The sequence below is a fragment of the Williamsia maris genome (assembly GCF_024171815.1).
Taxonomy (GTDB): Bacteria; Actinomycetota; Actinomycetes; order Mycobacteriales; family Mycobacteriaceae; genus Williamsia_A; species Williamsia_A maris.
The window spans coordinates 1,399,347-1,421,026 of sequence record NZ_JAMTCJ010000001.1 but is presented as its reverse complement, the minus strand read 5'-3'; the positions used below and the strand labels follow the sequence as shown (position 1 = coordinate 1,421,026).

The window sequence follows — 21,680 nt, the reverse complement described above, 5'->3', positions numbered from 1 at the left end:
GACGACGGGCACGTAGTCGTCGCGCGGGATGGAGAAGGCGGTGATGTTTTTCCCGTCGGCGGGGACGTGGACGAGGATCAGGGTGTTCGTGTTGTATCCGCCCTCCTGTCCGTCGCCGGCGTGGAGCTGCGCGAGGACGTCGGGCGGGAGGTCGTTTCCGTTGCGGTCTTTGCGGGAGTCGAGGCCGATGAGCAGGATGTTCTCCGCGGCGCCGGTCGAGCGCGGCGCCCCGTCCAACGCATCGGACGTATGGAAGGCGTTCTGCACCGTCTGCGCCCCTGACCACGCCAGCCCGGTCGCTGCCAACACCCCACACGCGGCCAACGCGACTGCCGTTCGGCCCAGCGTCGTGGCACGCGCCCGGTTGAACGGTGGGTCCGGTCGACGATGCTTGGCGGAACGGCCCCCGCCGCCTGACGCGGGGATTGAGCTGCGTTTACTCGTATTCGAATCCACGAAACACTCCGTCCGCGGCCACCGCGGACGAGAACTCCTCGAAATCCATGTTGTCGATGGACAGATTGCTCTCCACCGTCGGCATCTGCGACGGATGCACCCGGAAAGTCGGGTGATCGCCGGAGTCTCCGGAGGTGTCCACTGCGAGGACCGAGTGCTCGGGATCGGCGATCGCGTCGGAGTCGACGACGAAGACGTACGAACGTGGTGATGTGGCGATCTCGGCGACCAACTCTTTCAGAGTGATTCGATCAAACGCCCGGTCGTCCACCAGTGTCAGTTCCGCGACGTAGACCTCTCCGTCATCGGTCTGCGGCTGCGAAACGATGTCGACGACGTCACGCCAGAGCGCATCGTCGGAGAAGTCGGTGCGAATCAACAGGGAATCCCCGTCGGGTAAGCGTCGAGTCATGTGACTTTGTCCTCTCGTGTCCAGGATGTGCTGATGGTCAGTCGGTTCGGCTGACGCCGTCGTCTCCGACCGCGTCGTGGAACTCTTCCCAGGGCATGTTGTCGATGACGTTGTTCTCGATGGCGAGTACATCACTCGGCAAGCAGCGCATGAACTGGCCCTCGTACTCGTCTTTCCATGCCCAGGCCACGAACAGGGTGTGCTCAGGATCGGACATGGTGGTCGCGTCGGCGAAGAACACGAGCGGATGTGGAAAGGACTTCGGCAATTGGCGCACCAGTTCGAGGAATGCGGACGTATCCAATCCGGTGAAGTCCCGGTCCTCGATTTTCGTGACCGACTTCTGGAAGCCGTCTTCGGTGGCCGCAACGATGAGCTTCCACGTTTCCTTCCAGCGCGTGTCATCGGAGAAGTCACACCGCAGGACGGGAACTTTTTTGCTTCTGGGGATCGATGGCAGGCTCATGCTCCGAACCCACTTTCGCGCCGCCGACGCGCCGGCGAGCGCTTCGGGGTCACCGCAGCAGAGACATTCGTGACGGGCATATAGATCAACCTCCATGTGTGATGGTGCTCGACACCACTGTGGTGCGTTCATGGCCGAGTGGGTATCGGTCATGTGGCTGCTCTGGCCAACCATGTGGCTGGCGTTCGATCTTCACGGCGGCTTTGCGCGAACCCAACTCTGTACACCAACGCACGAACTCCAGACAGTCGGCGAATCACTCTGGCCGGTTGGCGGATACCGGCAAGGGCCGCGACCGATCAGGCTGGCCCAAGGTAAGTCGGGCTCCGACGTCACTCGTCGGGGAGACCGAAGACATTCGCATCCTTGTGTGCGATCACGCGGGATGGACACGAAGGAACAATGACGACACCACAGGTCGAGAACGCCACGTCGACAGACAATCCGGCCACGTCCGTCGCCGCCGAAGAGCCCAAGAGGAACCGCGGGATAGATCTCGCCCGCGGCATCGCGATGTTCGGCATGTTCGCGGTACACGTCGGTCCTCCCGCCGACGACGGCAGCATCGTGGGTGAGGTGATGCAGGCTGCACAGGGACGCTCGTCGATTCTCTTCGCGACGCTGGCAGGCGTGTCGCTGGCGCTGATGACCGGGGGTAGTGCCATCCGGACAGGACGCGACCATCGAAAAGCGCTTCGCCGAATCCTTATTCGCGCCGCACTGCTTATCGCGTTGGGCACCGGGCTGGTGGCCTACGGGACACCGGTCGCGGTAATTCTGGCCTATTACGGCGTCTTTTTTGTGTTCACGATCCCGTTTCTCAGGATGCGACCACGAACGCTCCTGCTGGCGGCTGCCGGGATGGCGGTCATCGGCCCGATGATCGTTCTTCTCACGCGAGGATCGATGACGGTGTCAGACGTGCTGATGCGGATCGACTCGCTGGACCCGATCGATCGGCTGTCCTCCGAGGGAATCACGAAACTGATCCTGACAGGCGTGTACCCGACGATCACCTGGCTGCCCTTCTTGCTGGTCGGCGTCGCGATCGCCAGATTCGGAATCAACCGACTCCGTGCTGGACTCCTCGCGGCTGCCGGGGTGGCGCTGATGGTTGTGGGTTACGCCGGAGCTGCCCTGGCCACCCTGGTCATTCCGGCGACCGACACCGACGGCCTGGTCGAATCCTGGAAGAACCTGGAGGCAAGTGCCAAGGATCAGACCGTTGACCTGTCCATGCTCGATCCGGCCGTGCTCGACAAATTCACCCCCGGGTGGCGCGGTCTGTTCGGCGCCGACCCTCACTCCGGGACCTTCTTCGAGATCGTCGGCGGGATCGGCACCGCATTGCTGGTGCTGGGTATCGCTGTCTGGCTTTCAACACGATTCCCCAGGCTCACCTGGCCGGTCGCTGCTGTAGGGGCGATGTCGCTGACGATCTACACAGCCCACGTCATTGCCATCAACTGTCTCGGATCGGATGCGAGCACGCCGGCCGGATGGATACTGGTTGCCTTCATCGGGGCCTCGATGGTGTTTGCGACCTGCTGGCTGCGTGTGTTCGACAGAGGCCCCCTGGAACGGGTGATGCACCAGGCCTCGGTCGTGCGGTTGCGTCGACGGCCAGTGGGCAAGCGTGACGAGTCCGAACCCCCAAAACTGTTGTGAAACAACACCGACGGTGCAGGCCGATCTTTACGGTCTCGCAACACCGTCCTCGGTTGACTGTAGTTACGGGCCCAATCGTTGGGCTCGCGGAAGGGAACACATCATGAAGATCAAGCGCTCTCTCGTCCTCGTCATGGCTGCGGCGGCCCTCGCCACCGCCGGTGCCGGCACCGCCATGGCGACCGATCACGCGCCCACCCGGGCGGACCGGCCAGCTCAGCACGCGACTATGCAGCCTGCCGACACTGACGCAGCGGGTGTCGACGATGTCGATGCGCCGGGCACCGAGGTCGGAGCGGCGGTCGAGCCGTTCGAGCCTGTCGCTCAGGACGGACCGGGTCGCGGTGACGTCGACGCGCCCGGTACCGACGACCCGTGGCCGGACTTCCCGCGGGTCGACGTCGGTCTGGACGGCCCCGTCACGGGTGACGTCTGACCGTCGCTGTGGCCGTTCCGGTGTCGGAGACGCGAGTCCCGAAGCCGGAGCGGCCGACTCGGTCGATTTCCCATCCTGACAACGTCGAGACAAAAGAACCGGAGACTGCAGATGCGAGTGCTGGTCGTCGAAGACGAGCCCTATCTGGCCGACGCGATCGCAGACGGGCTGCGCCGCGAGACCATGGCCGTCGACGTGGTCTACGACGGTGAGGTCGCCCTGGAGGCTGTGCTCGACGCCCGCTACGACGTCGTGGTTCTCGACCGGGACTTGCCCGGCGTGCACGGTGACGACGTGTGCGCGCGCCTGGCGGCCGAACATCCCGCAACTCGCGTGTTGATGCTGACCGCCGCGGGTGCGCTCGACGACCGTGTGACGGGTTTCGAGCTCGGCGCTGATGACTACCTGCCCAAACCGTTCGAGTTCCGCGAGCTCGTGGCTCGGCTACGTGCTCTGGAGCGCCGGACGCAGCCGGCTCGACCGCCGGTCATCGAGGCCCACGGCGTGAGACTCGATCCGTTTCGCCGCGAGGTCCATCGGAGCGATCAGCCTGTGCAGTTGTCGCGGAAGGAGTTCGCGGTGCTGCAGATCCTGATGTCCGACGACGGCGGGGTGGTGAGTGCTGAGTCGTTGCTGGAGCGGGCGTGGGACGCCAACGCTGACCCATTCACCAATTCCATCCGGGTCACCGTCTCCACCCTGCGGCGCAGGCTCGGTGACCCGCAGCTGATCCAGACCGTCACCGGTGCCGGCTACCGGTTCGGGACGTGAGATGACCGTGTTCGAGCAGGCGTCGTGTCGCGGCTCCCGGCGAGTGTCGTCGCGTCTGACCATCCGAGGACGGCTGACAGTCAGCTACGCCGGCCTGGTGATGGGGTGCGGGGCGGTCCTGATCGCGATCGTCTACCTCTACATGCGTTACGTCCCGACGTATGCCCTGTCCGACATGGCTCCCACCGAGCCAGGCGCCACAGCGACCGCGGGTGAAGCGAGCTCCCCGGATTCGGTCTCGACACTCAATGAGTTGTTGCAGGACCTCCTCATCGCGTCCTCGATCGCTCTGGCCGTGCTGGCCGTGCTGTCCGGAACCGTCGGATGGCTGGTGGCAGCGCGCATCATCAAGCCGCTCAGGACCATCAACGCGGCCGCCACCAGGGCCGCGACCGGTGCACTCGACCACCGCATCGGGCTCCACGGTCCAGACGACGAGGTCCATCGTCTGGCAGCAACCTTCGACCGGATGCTCGAGTCTCTCGAGCGCAGCTTCGAGTCCCAACGTCGCTTCGCGGCCAACGCCTCTCACGAGCTGCGCACCCCGTTGTCGACGACCAAGACGATGATCGAGGTGGCGTTGGCCGATCCGAACACGGACGCCGCCCAGCTGCGATCGCTGATCGAGCGGATCGCTGAGGTCAACCATGACAACATCGCGATCGCCGAGGCACTCCTCGCCCTCGCCGCGGCCGAAGCCACGACAGTCCCTCGGGACCCCATTGATCTCACCGCCGTCGTTGCGCGAGTGATCAATTCGCGGGCCGACGAGGCGCGGCGCTCACACATCACCATTGTCACCGATGTGCAGCCGGCCATGACGACCGGCGACGCCACGCTGGTGCGCCAAGCCGTCGACAACATGGTGCGAAACGCCCTCCAGCACAACCTTGCCCGTGGTGGCAGTATCCATGTGCGGACCTGGGCCGATGACGCTCACACGTACGTCGTTGTCGCCAACACCGGAGCCCCCATCCCCCCTGACAAGACCGCCTCACTTCTCGAACCATTCGTCCGCGGAATCGGACGCACCGCCCGTCGCGGGACGGGGCACGGGCTGGGCCTGGCCATTGTCGACGCCATCGCTCGTGCCCACGACGGCATCGTGACGCTTGTCGCTCGCACGGAGGGCGGACTCACCGTCACCCTTGCGCTACCCGTGACGCCGCCACGAAGGCAATGATGTTGATTGCCGGCTCGGCGTTGTCGTGGTGGCTCGGCTCGCGTCAGCACATCCGCAATCTGGTGAAAGCGGTTGTGGCAGTCATTGATCACGGGCTTCTCGATGCCGTCAGCTGCGCCTAGTCGGGCAGCGTGAAGAGGTCCTCGTCGAACTGGTCGTCGAGGTTGGGGTTGACGAGTTCCTCTGTTCTGTTGTTGGTTTCGGCGCGAAGGGCCACGCCCGTGTGGGCGTCGAAGGCCACCGCGATCGGGCCGCCGAAGAATTCGGGTGGGAACACGAATTCCCAAGCGCGGCGGCCGTTGACGTCGACAGGGGTGCCCGGATTCGCGGGGTCGATGAGGAGGCGGAACGGGGTCTGGTCACCCCAGCGGCGGTGAATCATGAGGAGACGGTCCGGCTGTGTATCGGGGACGTAGGGGCCACGGTCCCAGTGACCGTCGGGACCGTCCACCGAGAGCAGTCCGTGCGCATCAACCTGACGCGTGCCTGCGTGCGGCGAGTACCAGAACTCGACCTGCTGATGTTCATCCGAGCCGCTCTGGTTGGTCGAAAGAACCATGGTGGCGTGCACGGTTGCCTCGGCGGACGAGCGATAGAGCTGATATACGTCCTGCCAGGTTGCGTCTGCACCCAGTAGCGGTACTCGTGGGGGTAGCTCGTGCGCGTACTGCGCCTGCGGCTCTGATGTCGTGGGAACGAGAGCGACCGTGAATTCGGCGGTTTCGAGCAGGTGCTTGTCGACGGCGATTCCCGTGAGACGTTCGGCGAGGGCGAAAGAACCTTCGATGTGAAAGAACTCGGATCGGGGTTCTTCGGTCTCTTCGAGATCGATACCTCCGACCTCGGTGATGAGGTCGCGTACGACAGCTGCTCCGGGCGATGGCGTTGCGCGGTCCGGGTCGAGGTCCCAGGAGGGAAACATGGGCTCGAAAGAAACCTGTTGCGTTCCGTCTTTCCACCAGACGAATCGAGAGACGGCGTTGACGTTGCTGTAGTGGCTGACGACCTCGTGGCGCTTGATCACAGGGGCGAACAGCTCATCGCTGATGCCCACGTAATCGCTGTTCTGCTGGACCAACAACACCCAGCCGTCATCGAGTTCGGCGACCCCGACCGTCTGGACGGCGTCGGACATCGTGGGCCTCAGATCGAGTAGCTCGAACTCGAATGCCCGCTTGCTGAACTCGGTGAACCCCGTTCCGGACCGTCTACCGCCGTAGGCGCGGAGGTCCTCGAGCACAGCCGCTGCGGTGGCGTCTCGAATGAGGCTGACGACATGCCCGTTCGAACACCAACCACCAAATTGGTCATCATTGTGAAACCAGAGGTAGTCGCGGTACGTCGTCCCCATCGTCTCCACCGTCCTGTTGAAATTCGTAAGGGTTCAGCCGTCGGTTCGACCCTTTACTTAACACACGTACGGATCGACACTGTATGAAATTGCTGGTTCCGAGGGACGCGGCGGTTCTGTTTTCGATCGAAGGCAGTCGTGGTCATTCGGTGAGCGCTGTGGAGTGACAGTGTCGGGAAGGGAGCGCTGAAAACCCCGATCACCGGGAACCACAGGTTGATCGGCCAACTCGTCACCCGCCGCGACACCGCCCACTCCATCGAAAACATCCTCGCCAACGACGAAGACCCCGACTGAGGATCCGTCCACAGCTGTTCCTGGAGCGTTCTCGAGGGGCGTGTCCTCCGGCCGGTCTTTTTCGTCGACACCCGCAAACCCGGCGCCTGAGATCCGCTCCGCCGTGGAGCCGCTGATGGGGTCGCCGAGCTCAGCGGAGGCGTAGGTCAGCCGGGGCGTAGGACCGGTGGGTGGGTGCCTCCGACGACCTCGAATTCGCCGGGTCGAAGTTCGATCAGGCATGCGGCGCACACCGTTGCGGGGTGCAGTTCGTGGCCGCACGAGTGTCGGAAGATTGCTTTGGGGATGTCGTCACCCGAGTGCCGCTCACCCCATTCCTTGAGCATCAGCATCACCGGGATCAGATCGGCACCGGCATCGGTCAGGTGGTACTCGTGGCGCGGCGGGTGCTCGCTGTAGGGCGTCTTCGAGATGACCCCAACCTCTTCGAGCTTGCGCAGACGGGAGGCGAGCAGCGTGCGTGGCGCACCGGTCAGCGTGACCAGCTCGGAGAACCGGTGGTAGCCGTAGGCGAGTTCGCGCAGCAGGGGCAAGGTGTGGCGCTCGCCGATGAGGGCAAGCGCGTCGGACATCGAGCACTCCCGTGGACTCGGTATTGATTCTGGACTCACTCGTGTAGCGTACCTCCTACTGAGTCCACAAATTGGACTCACCCGACGAGAGGCTCGACCATGGACGTGCACGAGACACTGACGACCCGCAACAAGTCCTTCGCTGCCGATACCTTCGCGCGGGGTTTGCGGATGATGCCGGTCCTGAAAACGATCGTCATCGGATGCGTGGATCCGCGAGTGGACCCGGAATTGCTGTTGGGTGCCGAGCTCGGCGAGATCGCGGTGATCCGCAACGTGGGTGGGCGCGTGACGCCCGGGGTTCTCGACGAGCTTGCGATGCTGCGATCGGTCACCCAGGCGGCTGGTGCCGACCTCGGCGCAGGATGGCAGCTGATCGTGATGCAGCACAACAACTGTGGGATCACGCGTATCGCCGACGACACCCCTGCCCTGGCCGCCTACTTCGGGGTTGCTGAGGACGACGTCGCCGACACCCATGTCGCCGATCCGCGCGCAGCGGTCACACGCGACATGGAGCTTCTGAAGGCAGAGACGCGACTCGGTGCGGGTATCGCTGTGTCGGGCATGGTCTACGACGTCGAAACGGGTCTCGTCGAAACTGTGTGACCACGTTCCACCACTCGCGGGTCGTGCGCGCTCGCGTTCGGCCTCGAACCGCGCGGGTTTGCGACTTGTTCAGGGTTGCGGCGGCATCGTGTGCTGCCGAAGTCGACGCTTACTTGAGCACGGTCACAAAGGGTTTGGCGGTTCGGCCAGACACGTTGACTCAGCGTGGCTCAGTATTGCGCTGAAGATGAAGTCGAAGGTCATGTTCTCCACGTCAGGCACATACCGTCCCCGTTCGGCAAGCTCGCGAAAGAGTGGACCGGAGCGTGCATCTGCCGATTCTCGACTGGTTTCGTCTTGTACTTCCCGGCTGAACACGCCCTGGTGCTCGATCATTGCCGAGCCGCACACGTGGGCCAGCAGCGACAGGTAGACGTCCATTGCGTCGTCGGGGCTGAAGCCTGCCTCCACCATCTCACCCACGGTGGAGTCCAACTTCTGCGCGGTCGTGTGCACCGCCAAGCTGTCCAGGAAGCTGGTGCTGTCGCGGAGCAGAACCAGTTCGACCAGTACCGGATTGGACTGGAAGGTGGCGCGCATTGCGCGAAAGTGTTTGCGCAGAGCGTCTTTCCAGTTGTCACTGCGGATGACCGGGGTTGCCAGGTGGTACTCGGCTGTGGCGAACTCGGTCATCGCGTCGAGTAGTTCTTCTTTCCTGCGAAAGTGCCAGTAGATGCTGGTGACGCCCACGCCCAGGTGACTCGCGAGTGCCGGCATGCTGAAATTCGCCAGGGTGCTCTCGTTCGCGACCTCGAAGGCCGCAGCAACGATGTCGTCTGCACTCAACGTGCCTCTGGGCAACCGACCACGTGGGGTCCCGCTCGTCTTCGCGGTGACCATCGAACTCCCTGAAGTAGACGAAACCACTCGACTCACGCGGCTCGTTTTCGCGAAACCTTCCCACGTGACGTGTAACACGCTACCGTATCGCTTCAGCACTACTGTATTACCTACAGTAGAGCCATCTAGCCAGCTCAGGGACGCTTTTGGGCGTTCCGCTCCCACGTTAAGGGGTCCTCGGTGACAACCGTGATTTCACTCAGAAGCGCACTACGCAGGTGCCTGGTGCTCGGAGCGACGGGGGTGCTCGCAGTTGGTGGGGTGGCCGCGTGTGCCGACGATTCGACGAGCAGCAGCAGCGATGCGAGCGCTGCATCGACAAGTTCGCTGCCGTCGAACGCGGCCACCGGCGAAGCGATCAAGGTCGGGTACATCACGCCCGAGGGCGGGGCGGTCTCCCTGGCGATGGTCCGGGAAGGCGGCGAGGCCGCAGCGAACTACCTCAACAACAACGGCGGCGGAATCGGCGGACACAAAATCGATCTCGCGGTGTGCAAGGAGCAGGAAGAGCCTGCGTCGGCGACGAAGTGTGCCAACGAGATGGTGGAGAAGAAGGTCTCGGTGGTTGTGTCGCCGGCAAGCAGTCAGGGTGCGGTGATGGTTCCGATCATCACCCGGGCAGGCATCCCGTACGTGTCTCAGGCGCCTGTGTCCCAGGTCGAGATGGTCTCCCCGAACTCGTTCATGCTCTCCGGCGGCGTCATCTCGGTGCTCAGTGGGCAAGCGGTCACCGCCGCCAAAGCCGGGCTGAAGAAGGTCACGGTGCTCGTCGGTGACGCCGGCGACGCGCCCGCGTCCATCCGCGCGCTCGGCACTCCCATCTTCAAGGGCGCAGGGGTCGACCTCGACGTCGTGAGCATTCCGACCAGCGCGGCCGACCCGACACCGCAGATCACCGCCGGCCTGTCCGGGAACCCGGGTGCGGTGTCCATCCTCGGTGATCAGCGTCAGTGCATCAGTGTCCTGAAGGCCTTGCAGACCGTGGCGCCACAGGTGAAGAAGTACCTGATCTCGGCGTGTCTCGACAAGCCGGTGGTGGCGGCCGTGGGAGCGCAGACCATAGCCGGTGCAAAGGCTTTCACCACGGTGAACACGGGTTCGGACGATCCGTCGGTCACGCTGTACCGCAGCATCATGGCGCGCTACGCCCCCGACACCGACCCGGCGGGTATCGCCTACCTGGGGTACCAGACGGTGATGGCGCTGGGTGAGGTCGGGAAGTCGCTGCAGAACCCCGTCACCGCACAGTCGTTCATCACGGCGTTCTCCGGGGCGAAGAACGTCTCGCTTCCGGCGGCCCCGGGAATTGCGTTCACCTGCGACTCGAGTGCGGTCCCGCAGCTGCGGGCGCTGTGCAGCAAGGCAATCCTCGTCAGCGACGTGACGTCGGATTCGACCCTCGAGAACACAGTCGCCGTCAACAACTGATCGGAGTGGTCGGGCGGCGCGGAAATCCGTGGCGCCCGACCGACCATATTCATGACACAGGATTTCGCGTTTCTCGTCCTCGGACTCGGAAACGGCGCGGTATACGCAGCGCTTGGTCTCGCTCTGGTGATGACCTTCAAGAGCTCAGGGGTCATCAACTTCTCCACGGGCGCAGTTGCGCTGTACGCGGCCTACAACTTTGCCTTCCTCCGCCAGGGTGATCTCCTCAATCCGATTCCGGGGCTCCCGGGGACGATCGATCTCGGTGGCCCGATGCCGATCTTCCCTGCGCTGCTGATCTCGGTCGCCATCTCGGCTCTTCTCGGCGTCGTGCTCTATCTGGTCGTGTTCGGTCCGCTCCGCGCCGCGCCGGCATTGGCGAAGGCGGTGGCCGCGATCGGCGTGATGCTGGTCCTGCAGGCGCTCATCGCGCTGCGGGTGGGGTCGGACGCCCCCACAGTGGGTCCGATGTTCAAGACGGACACGATCTCCATCGGCGGAAACGCAGTGCCGACCGATCGACTGCTGCTGGCCGCCGTGGTCATCGGACTGGCCGTGTGCGCCGGAATCGGCCTTCGCTATTCGCGATTCGGGCTGGCGACGGAAGCCGCTTCAGAATCTGAAAAAGGTGCTGTGGTGACAGGGTTGTCGCCGAACCGGATCGCGATCGTCAACTGGGCGTTGTCGTCCGCCGTTGCCGGCGTAGGCGGTGTCATCATCGCGCCGATCGTGCCGTTGAACCCGGTGGCCTACACCCTGTTCATCGTCCCTGCTCTCGCGGCCGCACTGGTGGGGAACTTCTCCGGCATCGGCCTCACCGTCGGCGCGGGGCTGGCCATCGGCATGCTGCAGTCCGAGGCCACGAATCTCCAGGTCTCGGTGAGCTGGCTACCCGATGCCGGCGTGGCCGAGGCTGTTCCACTCGTTCTCATCCTGGCGTTTCTGCTCCTGCGGGGTCGGTCCCTGCCCGGCCGCGGGACGGTCATCCAACACGACCTCGGCAAGTCGCCCCGCCCCGGTCGGCCGGTGCTGCCGACCATTGCTTGCGTCGTTGTCGCGGTGGTCGCTCTCTTCGCCACGTCGAGGAGCATGCGTCTGGCGGTCATCATCACGATGATCTCGGCAGTCATCGCGCTCTCCCAGGTGGTGGTCACCGGCTACGGCGGGCAGGTGTCGCTCGCGCAACTCGCGCTGGCGGGCACCGGCGCCTACTCACTGAGCCGCTTGGGTGACGGGCTCGGAATCCCGTTTCCTGTCGCACCGCTCCTCGCGGCTGCCGTCGCCATGATCATCGGTGTCGTCATCGGACTCCCGGCCCTGCGCGTGCGCGGCCTGCCGCTGATGGTGGCGACTCTCGCGCTCGCGGTGTTCGTCGAGGCGGTGTGGTTCACCAACCCGTCGTTGAACGGCGGTCTACAGGGGGCGCCGATCCCCAGTCCTTCCCTGTTCGGTCTCGACGTGGGAATCGGCGCAGGCGAGGGCTATCCACGCATCGCGTTCGGAATCGTGTGCCTGATCTTTCTCCTGGCCTGCGCGTGCGGTGTCGTCACCCTACGGCGCAGCCGGTTGGGAGCGTCCATGCTTGCCGTCCGCGCCAACGAGCGCTCGGCAGCAGCGTCGGGAATCAACGTGGGAGTGACCAAGCTGGCGGCCTTTGCGATCGCATCGTTCATCGCCGGCCTCGGGGGCTCGCTCCTTGCGTATCAGCAGACCGTCGCCACAGCCGGGAGCTACGGGGTGTTCATCGGCCTCGGCATCTTTGCCGTGGCCTACATCGCCGGAGTGACCTCAGTGACCGGGGCGCTTCTAGCCGGAGTCTTGGCTCCGGGCGGCGTGGTCTATCTGCTCAGTGATCGATACCTGTCCTCGGGTGACTACTATTCACTGCTCAGCGGGCTGCTGCTGGTTTTCGTCGTCGTGACCCAACCCGATGGGCTCGCGGGTCTACTGCATCGAATCACTCTGCATCGCAGGCACGCCACACCTCACACGCCGCTTGCGCCCGCGGCATCAGCGACGATTGTGCCGGTCGTCCAAGCCGTCGAGTCGGGGGCGCGCGACGTGGTGTTGTCAGCGCAGAACATCACGGTTCGCTATGGCGCAGTCACCGCAGTGAACGATGTCAACTTCGAGGTGTACCAGGGAGAAATCGTCGGGATCATCGGTCCCAACGGCGCGGGAAAGACCACACTGATCGATGCCCTCGGTGGCTTCGTCACGGCATCAGGTGTTGTCGCGGTGGACGGCGAGGCCGTCAGTGGACGTGCTCCGCATCGTCGTAGTCGGGCCGGCCTGGGGAGAACGTTCCAGAACATCGAACTCTACGAGGATCTCTCGGTGGCCGAGAACATCACCGTCGGTGCGCGATCCGCACGTGGCGAGACCGACGAGCAGGTGGATGAAGTGATGCGGCTACTCGGAATCGAGGCCTTCGCCGACACGGATGCGGCCGATCTGTCCCAGGGGCAACGGCAACTCGTATCGGTGGCTCGGGTGTTGGTCGGGCGTCCGCGTGTTGCCCTACTCGACGAGCCGGCAGCCGGTCTGGACAGTACCGAGAGCGGTTGGCTTGGTGAGCGTCTGCGGGCGACCCGGTCGTCGGACGTCAGCATCGTGATCGTCGATCACGATATGGACCTGGTCATGGGCATATGTGATCGGATCATCGTCCTCGACCTCGGTGCCGTCATCGCCGCCGGCACACCTGCGCAGGTCCGTTCGAACCCGGACGTGATCGCGGCGTACCTCGGCACACCGCACCTCGCCTCGTCTGAGACCGGTCCGCCGACCGTGCTTTCTGAGCCGTCGGCGGCACCTGTCGGTGAAGGGGCGCCATCATGACGGCTTTGCATTGCGAGGGTATGACGGCCGGCCACGGAACCGGCAGCCCTTGCGTTCGTGACCTCGACCTGTCCGTGTCCGAAGGCGAGATCGTCGCCCTCATGGGCCCCAACGGATCCGGGAAGACGACCAGCCTGACGACCATGGCAGGCCTGCTCCCTCGCAAGGGCGGCTCCGTCTCGGTCGGCGGACATCGGATTCGATCCGGGAACGCACGCGCAGCCGTACAGGCAGGCCTCGTCCTGGTGCCGGACGACCGCGCGCTGTTCCGTAGGTTGACCACAGAGCAGAACCTGCGGCTGGCGGCACCGCGGAGAGGTCACCGGTCGAAAGAACTGATCGACAATGCGATTGATCATTTTCCTGCGCTGCGGTCGCGCATGAAGGTCGCCGCGGGCGACCTGTCGGGAGGTGAGCAGCAGATGCTTGCCATCGCGCGGGCCCTGGTGCAGACACCGAAAGTGCTTCTGCTCGACGAACTCAGCATGGGTCTGGCGCCGATCGTCGTCGAGTCGATCCTGCCGGTCCTGCGGTCGGTGGCCGACGCTGGGGCAGCCGTCGTCATCGTCGAGCAACACGTCCACCTCGCGCTCAGCGTGGCCGATCGAGCCGTCGTCCTCGTGCACGGACAGATCGTCCTCGAAGCCGACGCCTCCTCGCTGGCGGCCGACATGACTCCGCTCGAACGCGCCTACCTGGGCCAGGACTGAAAAGAAACCCATGACGACAATCAACGAGGACCCAGCGGCGGTCACATCGGCATACGACGACATCGTCGACGGCCTGACCCGTTCGGGCGCCGACTACGAGATGATCGAGACCCCGTCGCCGCACGGCAGCGGAACGGTTCGACACTTCCGACATGCGTCACCGACGCTCGACGCGATCGTCTCCGACTTCGAGGACCGACACGGACCACGATCACTGACGATCGGCCACGGTGGGTCGTACACCTATTCCGAGGTGTTCGCCCGCTCCCGGCGGCTGGCGTGGAGCCTCCACCATGAGCTCGGAATCACTGCCGCCGACCGCGTGGGGATCATGATGCTCAACCGGGCCGACTACCTCGTCGCCCTGTTCGCCGCGATCAGGATCGGAGCCGTGGCCGTCCTGCTCAACAGCCGCGCATCGGTGAGCGAGACTCGCGACGCTCTCGCCGACGTGCCCTGCGCGGTGGTCCTCGCCGACGGCAAGAGGATCGACCAGCTGCAGACCATCGGCACGGTCGCATGTCTGGTGACCGTGGACGCCGGGCAGGCCGACACCGACGTCCGGTCCATCGACGACCTCATCGACCGAGCGGTCGAGGACGCCCCACAGGCATCCGCGCACCCGGACGAGACGAGCGTGATCCTGTTCACCTCGGGCACGTCGGGACGCGCCAAAGGTGTTGCGCTGTCGCACCGTGCGATGGGGACGGTGGTGCACAACATGCGTTTCGTGACCGACGTCAATCTCGAGTTCGCCTCCCGGACCTACAGCATCCCCATCGCCGACATGAGGCCGCTGATGCCGACCGTGTCAACGCTGCTCGTCTTCCCGCTCTTTCACGTCTCCGGAATCGCAGCGCTGATGGTGACGATGAATTCCGGCGGGGTGATCGCCACGATGCCGAGGTGGTCCCCGGAGGAGGCAGTGCGGCTCATCTCAGAGAACGGCCTGACGTTGATGGCCGGCCCGCCGCTGACCGTCGACGAGCTGCTGTCGGTCCCCGGTAGCGACGTTGCGCTGAGCTCGCTGATCAACGTGGTCCCCGGTGGGCAGGCGACTCCGCCCAATGTCACGGCGAAGATCTCCACCGGTCTGCCGAATGCGCAACGCAGCGCGGGATGGGGGATGACAGAAGTCGGGGGGAGTGTCTGTACTGCCAACGGCCAGATCCTCCGCGCCATCCCGACCACGTCGGGTCCGATGAGCCCCACCATGGATGTCCGGGTCACCGACGGTGGCGCCGTTCTCCAGACCGGGGAGGTCGGCGAGCTCGAAATTCGCGGCGGACAAGTCATGTCCGAGTATGTAGGTCGGCCCGCCGAGACGCGCGAGGCGTTTGTCGACGGATGGCTTCGCACAGGTGATGTCGGCTATGTCGACGAGTACAACCTGGTCCACATCGTCGACCGCAAGAAGGACATCGTCATCTCAGCCGGTGAGAACATCTCATGCGCCGAGGTGGAGGCGGTCATAGCCGCCTCTGGACTGTTCGAGGAGGTCGCGGCGTTCGGCGTCCCCGACGACAGGCTGGGGGAACGACTTGTTGTCGCAGTCTCCCCGGCAGATGGCATCACTGTCGACGTAGAGGACGTCCTGGTGATCGCCCGGACGACCCTTCCGGAGTACAAGATCCCGTCCGCGGTTCAGATGAGAACTGCCCGCATGCCGCGTACGGCGACCGGCAAAGTGCTCAAACGACTACTCCGCGACGAATACCAGCGACATTCCGCCGGTGTCGCCACAACAGAACGGCCCCTGCAATCATGACAACCACCAGCGACAGTACCGAGACGCCAAGTGGCAGCGTAGTCGTCACCGGGGCATGCGGCCTCGTCGGCACAGCGGTGGTGAGCGAGCTCCTCTCGCGAGGACGCCACGTGGTCGCAACCGATCTGGACACGGTCGACAATCGCAGAGCGGCAACGACTGTCACCCGACGCGGAAGACGGAGCCCTGGCTCCGTCGAGTTCGTCTGGGCCGACCTCGCCGACCAGTTCTCGGCCGCAGCGCTGGTCTCAGGAGCGAACCCGGTCGCAGTGATCCACCTTGCCGCGATCATCCCCCCGTTCTGCTATGCGAACCCGGCGATGGCGTACCGCGTGAACGTGATGGCGACCGACCACCTCGTTGCCGCGGCCGACCAGGTCGATGACGGCTGCCGATTCATCCTGGCGTCGAGCGTCGCCGTCTACGGCCCGCGGAATCCCCACAGCACCGACGATCTGCTGACCCCGGCGACCCCTCTGTCGCCGGTCGATGTCTACGGGCACCACAAGACGATCGCCGAGCGGATCGTGCGTGATGCCCGCTCGCAGTGGCTGATCCTGCGGCTCGGCGGGGTTCTCGACGACCACCCGAACCTCCAGCCGAACGGCGACTTGACCACTTTCGACCGGATGCTGCCCGGCGACGGCCGATTGCAGACGGTGTCAGTGGGCGACGTTGCCCGGGCGTTCGCCGCGGCCACCGAAACTCCCGTGGTGGGCAGGTGCTTCTTGATCGGCGGGGACGACTCGCACCGGATCCGGCATCAGGATGTGGCACACCGAGTGTCCGCGGCGATGGGGCTGCCCGGGGTCATCGCCGACTCCGCCCTCGGTGACCCGACCGACGACGGGGCGTGGTTCGCCACGGACTGGATGGACACGTCGGAGGCGCAGCACGCCTTGCGGTTCCAGACTCAGACATTCCCGGACGTGCTGGCCGTGTTGAGCTCCAGGATGGGATGGCGGCGACATCTACTCCGGTGTGTGGCGCCGCTGGTGGCCAACGCCCGACGTCGCTTCGTCCCCGACGTCGTCGACCCGTCCCAGCCGGTGAACCCGTGGGCGGCAGCGTCGGCGAAGTGGGGCGATACCTCTGCGGTCGCCGACTACAGGACAGACGGGTAGACGCACGCAGCCACTGCATGAGCAGGTCGGGATCAGCTGGGTAGTCCCCGGTGGCGATGATCGATCAACAGCTGTGCGAACGCGTGTTGTTCTGGCTGCGTAGGCGGAGGGAACTGGACGACGAGCTCGGCCACCATCAGTCCGACCGGCGCTGCCCACAGCAGGTTGCCGATCGCGGTGGCGTGGGTGGAGTCGCCGACCAGTTGGCTGATCCGGGCCAGCCCGGGGATGAGTACCTCGAGGTTGTCGACATCGAGACGGTCCCGTATCGAGCGGGTCGCGATCAGTATCTCCAGCGCCGCCATCGATGCCGGGCTGTTGAACGTCGACCAGGCCGTCTGCGCCAACGTCCGCAGCCGCTGATCCGGGTCGTCGACGCCCTCGACGGACGTGGTCAACTCGCCGATGGAGCTGACCAGTCGCGCCAACGCGAAATCGACCACCGCGGTGAGCAACCCGTCACGAGTACCGAAGTGATACTGGATGACACCTGACGTCAGGCCTGCCCGTTCGATGATTCGCCGGGTGCTCGCGGCGGCGAACCCCTCCTCGCGGATGCAGGAGATGGTCTCGGCGATCACGAGATCGCGCGTCCGATCCGCGCGTTCCTGCCCACGTTTGACGTTCCGGCGTCCTCCGGTGGGGACGGCTTTATCCGATTCCATTGCTCACATCATCGCAGTTCGTCGTCGGCCGGAACCCCATCTCTCTCGCGACGAATCAAAAACATCAAACGCGTGATAATTATTGCACCTGAAATGTAACGTGTTCTACCTGAGGGTCGGCGTCCGCCGGCCGCCCACCGTGACCGATCGGCGACCGCGACGATGACCGACCTCCAACAGCGCGGCGGCGGCGCCGCCGTGACGCAGCGTTTGGCGGCGATCTCCGGCAACGCGCGGCGACGAGTCCGCGGTGGGGTCGACGGCATGGGCGGCTTCTACGCCATGACCCTCGATACCTTCCGCTACTCCCTCGCACGGCCGATCCAGTTCCGCGAGTTCATCGATCAGACGTGGTTCATCGCACGGGTGTCCACTCTGCCGACCGTGCTCGTGGCCATCCCGTTCACGGTGCTGGTGACCTTCATCCTCAACATCCTGCTCAAGGAGATCGGCGCGGCGGACCTCAGCGGTGCCAGCGCCGCGTTCGGCACCGTCACCCAGATCGGCCCGCTGGTAACGGTTCTCATCGTGGCCGGCGCCGGAGCCACCGCAATCTGTGCCGATCTCGGATCGCGGACCATCCACGACGAGATCGCCGCCCTCGAAGTGATGGGCGTCGACCCCGTCAAGCGCCTCGTGGTTCCCCGGGTATGGGCGTCGGGATTCGTGGCCGTACTGCTCAACGGGCTGGTCTGCACCATCGGGATCGTCGGTGGGTTCGCGTTCTCGGTGCTCTTCCAACACGCGAACCCCGGCGCTTTCGTCGCGAACCTGACGCTGCTGACCGGGCTGGGCGAACTCGCCATCGCCGTGGTCAAAGCCGGCCTGTTCGGAATCCTCGCCGGCCTCGTCGGCTGCTACCGCGGACTCACCGCCCGCGGCGGACCCAAAGGCGTTGGAGAAGCCGTCAACGAGACAGTCGTCTACGCCTTCATCGGACTGTTCGTCGTCAACACCATCGTCACCGCCATCGGCGTGAAAGTCACAGGGGGATAAAGGAACATGGTGCTCGCAGCATCCGATCAGCTCACACGGACCCGCCGGGAACTCCGCCGTGCATCGTCAGCGGTCGACCGCGTCGGCGCGGAGATGGAGTTCTTCGTCCTCGCTATCCGCGCGATCCCCACCGCCCTACGTCTCTACCGCAAAGACGTGATCCGCCTGATGGCCGAGATCGGCATGGGCACCGGAGCGTTGGCGGTCATCGGCGGAACCGTCATCATCGTGTCCACCCTGACTCTGTTCACCGGTGGCACGATCGCGATCCAGGGCTACAGCTCCCTGGGCAACATCGGCATCGAATCACTCACCGGCTTCCTCGCAGCCTTTGTCAACGTCCGCGTCGCCGCTCCCGTCATCGCCGGAATCGGCCTCGCCGCCACCATCGGCGCCGGCGCCACCGCGCAACTCGGCGCCATGCGGATCAGCGAAGAGATCGACGCACTCGAAACCATGGGCATCCGACCGATCCCGTTCCTGATCAGCACCCGGATCATCGCAGGCACCATCGTCATCATCCCGCTCTACTCCATGTCGGTCATCGCGTCGTTCTTCGCCTGCAGGTTCGCCACCGTCATCATCTACGGGCAATCCGGTGGACTCTACGACCACTACTTCTCGACATTCCTACAGCCAGTGGACCTGCTGTGGTCGTTCCTCCAGGCCATCGCGATGGGCTTGGCCGTCATGCTCGTGCACACGTTCTACGGCTTCACCGCCTCGGGTGGACCCGACGGCGTCGGCCGCGCTGTCGGCCGGGCCGTGCGCACATCACTCATTGTCGTCGTCAGCGTCACGCTGTTGATCTCGCTCGCGGTCTACGGCGTCACCGGCAACTTTCACCTCTCCGGATGAGCGCGCGTCACATGACCCGGTACCGCCTCAAGCTCTACGCCCTGGCTCTGATCACCGCCATCGTGGCCGTTGTCACCGTCGCCGCGTTGTCGTTCAACGGCACGTTCACCAGCACCATCCCCGTCACCGTCGTCGCGACACGAGCAGGGCTGCTCACCGACCCCGGCGCGAAGGTGAAGTTCCGCGGCCTAGACGTCGGGCGGGTCCGCACCATCACCGCGACCGGTGACACCGCGCGCATCGTCATCGCCGTCGACAGCGACGCGGCCGCCCACATCCCCGCCAACGCCTCCATCGCCATCACCTCCTCCACGGTGTTCGGGGCGAAGTACATCAACTTCGACGAACCGCGCGTACCCGAGAGCCGGCCGATCGCCCCTGACACCGTGCTCAACACCGACGACGTCACCGTGGAGACGAACACGACGTTCGAACGCCTCACCTCGGTCCTACGCCAGATCGAGCCCGACAAGCTCAACACAATCACCGGCGCCCTGTCGCAGGCATTGGGCAACGGACGCGGTGCCAGCCTGGGCACGGCGATCACCGAGCTGGAGAAGGTCGTGGGCACTGTCAATTCTGCGACTCCCCAACTGCGCCAGGACATCACCGCAGGTACGGAGACGATCGAGGCGTTCGCCGACGCCGCCCCGGACATCATGTCGGTTCTGACCAACCTGCCGACCACCGCGAAGACCATCACTGACAAGCGATCCACGATCGATCTGGTGTTGACCAACGTCCTTGGCTTCGCCGACACCGGCACCGACGTGCTGAAGACCAACAGTTCGGCCTTGGCGACCACTCTCGAAACACTCTCACCGACAACAGATCTGCTCCGGGTCTACGCCCCGGAATTGAAATGCCTGGTGACGGGGCTCGACGAGTCGAACAAGCTCGCCGGCCCGGCGTTCGCCGGCACACACCCCGGCGCCACCCTCAGCGTCGGATTCGTCGCCGGCAGCAGCCTGTATGGACAACAGAACCTCCCCAAGGTCAACGCCACCGGCGGCCCCCGATGCTTCGGGCTGCCGCTGATCGACCCCACGAAGAACGCCCCGTACCTGGTCACCGACACCGGGGTGAACCCGTACAAGAACGAGCCGAAGTCGTTGCAGTTCAAACCCGAAGACCTGTTCACCTCGCTCCTCGGCCAACCACGAGGACAGACTCCATGACCGGCGCACGAAGCACCCTGATCAAGGTCTCCTGCTACACGGTCGTGATGGTCCTGATCTCCGCCGGCCTCATCGTCGTGTTCGGCAACTTCCGCAGCGGATCCACCCACAGCTACAAGGCCGTGTTCACCAACGTGTCCGGCCTCAAACCGGGGCAGAACGTGCGTGCCGCCGGAGTGCTGCTGGGCAAGGTGACGTCAGTGCGACTGCAACGCAACGCCGACGTCGTCGTCGAGTTCGACGCCGCGGACTCGCGGCCACTCGATTCGGGGACGCGCGCAGCTGTCCGCTACGAAAACCTGATCGGCGACCGCTACCTCGACCTGTCCGAGGACTCTGCGGTCTCGGCGCCGACGCCGTTGCCGGCCGGGCAGACCATCCCCGCCACCCGAACCACGCCGGCCCTCGACATCGACTCCCTCATCGGCGGTTTCAAACCCCTGTTCCAATCGGTACAGCCGTCCGAGGTCAATTCGCTGATGACCGCATTGGTCGCGACGTTTCAAGGGCAGGGACAAGCCGTCAAGGCGCTGCTCGACAACACTGCGGCTCTCAGCGGCCGCATCGCAGACCAGGACGCGGTCATCGGAGAGGTGGTCGACAACTTCACCACCGTGCTGACGACCGTCGTCGACCGCCGTCGCGAGGTCACCGACACCATCAATCAATTGCAGTCGCTGGTCTCGCAGGTCGCCAACCAACCCGACCCGCTCGGTCCGATCGTCGACCACCTCGAGTCCGCGACACTGGTGACCGGCAATCTCCTTCAGCGCGTGCGACCGGATCTGCAACCCACCATCGCCGACCTCAACCGCACCGCCACGACCATCAATAAGGGGACCGGCGACGGCAACCTCGACACCGTTCTGAGTCGACTGCCCGACGCCTACAAACGGCTGAGCCGGATGGGCGCCTACGGCGGCGTCTTCCAGCTCTACGCCTGCCAGGTCATCGTGCGGCTCTCGGATCCCGCGGGCAAGAACATCGACATTCCCTTCATCGACCAGAACACCGGCCGGTGCGCACGATGAACCGACGACAGCGCCTCCGC

21 protein-coding genes are annotated in these 21,680 nt (G+C 64.8%); 14 read left to right on the top strand and 7 right to left on the bottom strand.

Going from position 1 to position 21,680, the window contains the following annotated elements:
• From LX13_RS06815 to LX13_RS06805, 3 genes are all read right to left on the bottom strand, one after another.
• On the bottom strand, positions 1-306 hold a 306-nt coding region (locus tag LX13_RS06815), incomplete at its 3' end, for an LCP family glycopolymer transferase (protein WP_505011329.1).
• Between the two features lie 130 nt (positions 307-436).
• A complete protein-coding gene (locus LX13_RS06810) occupies positions 437-868 on the bottom strand; it encodes a DUF6924 domain-containing protein (RefSeq protein ID WP_253660499.1) in 432 nt (143 codons plus the stop codon).
• A 37-nt stretch (positions 869-905) separates the two neighbouring features.
• The gene (locus LX13_RS06805) at positions 906-1,487 is read right to left on the bottom strand and encodes a DUF6924 domain-containing protein (protein ID WP_253660498.1); all 582 of its coding nucleotides are present in this window, start codon (positions 1,485-1,487) and stop codon (positions 906-908) included.
• Positions 1,488-1,736: 249 nt separating this feature from the next.
• On the opposite strand from LX13_RS06805, the gene LX13_RS06800 reads away from it, so the two are divergent.
• The 4 genes from LX13_RS06800 to LX13_RS06785 all read left to right on the top strand — a co-directional run bounded on the left by LX13_RS06800 (position 1,737) and on the right by LX13_RS06785 (position 5,392).
• Positions 1,737-3,002 (top strand): DUF418 domain-containing protein, encoded by a 1,266-nt coding sequence (locus LX13_RS06800; RefSeq protein ID WP_253660497.1) that lies wholly within the window; start codon positions 1,737-1,739, stop codon positions 3,000-3,002.
• A 103-nt stretch (positions 3,003-3,105) separates the two neighbouring features.
• Entirely contained in the window at positions 3,106-3,438 is a 333-nt protein-coding gene (locus LX13_RS06795) for a hypothetical protein (protein ID WP_253660496.1), read from the top strand.
• A 111-nt stretch (positions 3,439-3,549) separates the two neighbouring features.
• The gene (locus LX13_RS06790) at positions 3,550-4,209 is read left to right on the top strand and encodes a response regulator transcription factor (protein ID WP_253660495.1); all 660 of its coding nucleotides are present in this window, start codon (positions 3,550-3,552) and stop codon (positions 4,207-4,209) included.
• Between the two features lies 1 nt (position 4,210).
• Positions 4,211-5,392 (top strand): sensor histidine kinase, encoded by a 1,182-nt coding sequence (locus LX13_RS06785; RefSeq protein ID WP_253660494.1) that lies wholly within the window; start codon positions 4,211-4,213, stop codon positions 5,390-5,392.
• A gap of 118 nt (positions 5,393-5,510) precedes the next feature.
• Here the strand turns inward: LX13_RS06785 and LX13_RS06780 are convergent, their stop codons facing one another.
• Positions 5,511-6,743, bottom strand: a complete 1,233-nt coding sequence (locus LX13_RS06780; RefSeq protein ID WP_253660493.1) for a DUF6461 domain-containing protein — start codon at positions 6,741-6,743, stop codon at positions 5,511-5,513.
• Positions 6,744-7,186: 443 nt separating this feature from the next.
• The gene (locus LX13_RS06775; RefSeq protein ID WP_253660492.1) at positions 7,187-7,612 is read right to left on the bottom strand and encodes a winged helix-turn-helix transcriptional regulator; all 426 of its coding nucleotides are present in this window, start codon (positions 7,610-7,612) and stop codon (positions 7,187-7,189) included.
• A 174-nt stretch (positions 7,613-7,786) separates the two neighbouring features.
• On the opposite strand from LX13_RS06775, the gene LX13_RS06770 reads away from it, so the two are divergent.
• The gene (locus LX13_RS06770) at positions 7,787-8,221 is read left to right on the top strand and encodes a carbonic anhydrase (protein WP_253660491.1); all 435 of its coding nucleotides are present in this window, start codon (positions 7,787-7,789) and stop codon (positions 8,219-8,221) included.
• A gap of 123 nt (positions 8,222-8,344) precedes the next feature.
• On the opposite strand, the gene LX13_RS06765 is transcribed toward LX13_RS06770, so the two are convergent.
• The gene (locus LX13_RS06765) at positions 8,345-9,061 is read right to left on the bottom strand and encodes a TetR/AcrR family transcriptional regulator (RefSeq protein WP_253660490.1); all 717 of its coding nucleotides are present in this window, start codon (positions 9,059-9,061) and stop codon (positions 8,345-8,347) included.
• A 225-nt stretch (positions 9,062-9,286) separates the two neighbouring features.
• Between LX13_RS06765 and LX13_RS06760 the strand changes: the two genes are divergently transcribed.
• The 5 genes from LX13_RS06760 to LX13_RS06740 are packed head-to-tail and all read left to right on the top strand — an operon-like array spanning position 9,287 to position 16,932.
• The gene (locus tag LX13_RS06760) at positions 9,287-10,489 is read left to right on the top strand and encodes an ABC transporter substrate-binding protein (protein ID WP_253660489.1); all 1,203 of its coding nucleotides are present in this window, start codon (positions 9,287-9,289) and stop codon (positions 10,487-10,489) included.
• A 51-nt stretch (positions 10,490-10,540) separates the two neighbouring features.
• Complete coding sequence (locus tag LX13_RS06755; protein ID WP_253660488.1) at positions 10,541-13,330, top strand: branched-chain amino acid ABC transporter permease/ATP-binding protein; 2,790 nt, start codon at positions 10,541-10,543, stop codon at positions 13,328-13,330.
• Positions 13,327-14,040: an ABC transporter ATP-binding protein gene (locus LX13_RS06750; RefSeq protein ID WP_253660487.1), complete on the top strand. Its 714-nt coding sequence runs from the start codon at positions 13,327-13,329 to the stop codon at positions 14,038-14,040. The genes LX13_RS06755 and LX13_RS06750 overlap by 4 nt, the downstream gene beginning before the upstream one ends.
• A 10-nt stretch (positions 14,041-14,050) precedes the next feature.
• Positions 14,051-15,808, top strand: a complete 1,758-nt coding sequence (locus LX13_RS06745) for a class I adenylate-forming enzyme family protein (RefSeq protein WP_253660486.1) — start codon at positions 14,051-14,053, stop codon at positions 15,806-15,808.
• Positions 15,805-16,932: an NAD-dependent epimerase/dehydratase family protein gene (locus LX13_RS06740; protein ID WP_253660485.1), complete on the top strand. Its 1,128-nt coding sequence runs from the start codon at positions 15,805-15,807 to the stop codon at positions 16,930-16,932. The genes LX13_RS06745 and LX13_RS06740 overlap by 4 nt, the downstream gene beginning before the upstream one ends.
• A gap of 32 nt (positions 16,933-16,964) precedes the next feature.
• On the opposite strand, the gene LX13_RS06735 is transcribed toward LX13_RS06740, so the two are convergent.
• The gene (locus tag LX13_RS06735; RefSeq protein ID WP_253660484.1) at positions 16,965-17,597 is read right to left on the bottom strand and encodes a TetR/AcrR family transcriptional regulator; all 633 of its coding nucleotides are present in this window, start codon (positions 17,595-17,597) and stop codon (positions 16,965-16,967) included.
• A 264-nt stretch (positions 17,598-17,861) separates the two neighbouring features.
• Here LX13_RS06735 and LX13_RS06730 point away from each other — a divergent pair, with 264 nt between their 5' ends.
• From LX13_RS06730 to LX13_RS06715, 4 genes are read left to right on the top strand one after another with little or no spacing between them, the layout of a single operon-like run.
• A complete protein-coding gene (locus LX13_RS06730) occupies positions 17,862-18,593 on the top strand; it encodes an MlaE family ABC transporter permease (protein ID WP_253660593.1) in 732 nt (243 codons plus the stop codon).
• 6 nt (positions 18,594-18,599) lie between these two features.
• On the top strand, positions 18,600-19,451 hold the full coding sequence (locus LX13_RS06725; protein WP_253660483.1) for an MlaE family ABC transporter permease: 852 nt from the start codon (positions 18,600-18,602) through the stop codon (positions 19,449-19,451).
• A complete protein-coding gene (locus LX13_RS06720; protein ID WP_253660482.1) occupies positions 19,448-20,629 on the top strand; it encodes an MCE family protein in 1,182 nt (393 codons plus the stop codon). Before LX13_RS06725 ends, LX13_RS06720 begins: the two co-directional genes overlap by 4 nt.
• Positions 20,626-21,660 (top strand): MCE family protein, encoded by a 1,035-nt coding sequence (locus LX13_RS06715; protein ID WP_253660481.1) that lies wholly within the window; start codon positions 20,626-20,628, stop codon positions 21,658-21,660. Before LX13_RS06720 ends, LX13_RS06715 begins: the two co-directional genes overlap by 4 nt.
• Positions 21,661-21,680: the final 20 nt, after the last annotated feature.

Bases quoted from the DNA above. Each gene is read 5' to 3' on its own strand.
- LX13_RS06790 (WP_253660495.1), top strand. From the start codon at position 3,550: ATGCGAGTGCTGGTCGTCGAAGACGAGCCCTATCTGGCCGACGCGATC.
- LX13_RS06805 (WP_253660498.1), bottom strand. From the start codon at position 1,487: ATGACCGATACCCACTCGGCCATGAACGCACCACAGTGGTGTCGAGCA.
- LX13_RS06765 (WP_253660490.1), bottom strand. From the start codon at position 9,061: ATGGTCACCGCGAAGACGAGCGGGACCCCACGTGGTCGGTTGCCCAGA.
- LX13_RS06775 (WP_253660492.1), bottom strand. From the start codon at position 7,612: ATGTCCGACGCGCTTGCCCTCATCGGCGAGCGCCACACCTTGCCCCTG.
- LX13_RS06745 (WP_253660486.1), top strand. From the start codon at position 14,051: ATGACGACAATCAACGAGGACCCAGCGGCGGTCACATCGGCATACGAC.
- LX13_RS06795 (WP_253660496.1), top strand. From the start codon at position 3,106: ATGAAGATCAAGCGCTCTCTCGTCCTCGTCATGGCTGCGGCGGCCCTC.
- LX13_RS06785 (WP_253660494.1), top strand. From the start codon at position 4,211: ATGACCGTGTTCGAGCAGGCGTCGTGTCGCGGCTCCCGGCGAGTGTCG.
- LX13_RS06810 (WP_253660499.1), bottom strand. From the start codon at position 868: ATGACTCGACGCTTACCCGACGGGGATTCCCTGTTGATTCGCACCGAC.
- LX13_RS06800 (WP_253660497.1), top strand. From the start codon at position 1,737: ATGACGACACCACAGGTCGAGAACGCCACGTCGACAGACAATCCGGCC.
- LX13_RS06780 (WP_253660493.1), bottom strand. From the start codon at position 6,743: ATGGGGACGACGTACCGCGACTACCTCTGGTTTCACAATGATGACCAA.
- LX13_RS06720 (WP_253660482.1), top strand. From the start codon at position 19,448: ATGAGCGCGCGTCACATGACCCGGTACCGCCTCAAGCTCTACGCCCTG.
- LX13_RS06770 (WP_253660491.1), top strand. From the start codon at position 7,787: ATGCCGGTCCTGAAAACGATCGTCATCGGATGCGTGGATCCGCGAGTG.
- LX13_RS06750 (WP_253660487.1), top strand. From the start codon at position 13,327: ATGACGGCTTTGCATTGCGAGGGTATGACGGCCGGCCACGGAACCGGC.
- LX13_RS06740 (WP_253660485.1), top strand. From the start codon at position 15,805: ATGACAACCACCAGCGACAGTACCGAGACGCCAAGTGGCAGCGTAGTC.
- LX13_RS06730 (WP_253660593.1), top strand. From the start codon at position 17,862: ATGGGCGGCTTCTACGCCATGACCCTCGATACCTTCCGCTACTCCCTC.
- LX13_RS06725 (WP_253660483.1), top strand. From the start codon at position 18,600: ATGGTGCTCGCAGCATCCGATCAGCTCACACGGACCCGCCGGGAACTC.
- LX13_RS06755 (WP_253660488.1), top strand. From the start codon at position 10,541: ATGACACAGGATTTCGCGTTTCTCGTCCTCGGACTCGGAAACGGCGCG.
- LX13_RS06735 (WP_253660484.1), bottom strand. From the start codon at position 17,597: ATGGAATCGGATAAAGCCGTCCCCACCGGAGGACGCCGGAACGTCAAA.
- LX13_RS06715 (WP_253660481.1), top strand. From the start codon at position 20,626: ATGACCGGCGCACGAAGCACCCTGATCAAGGTCTCCTGCTACACGGTC.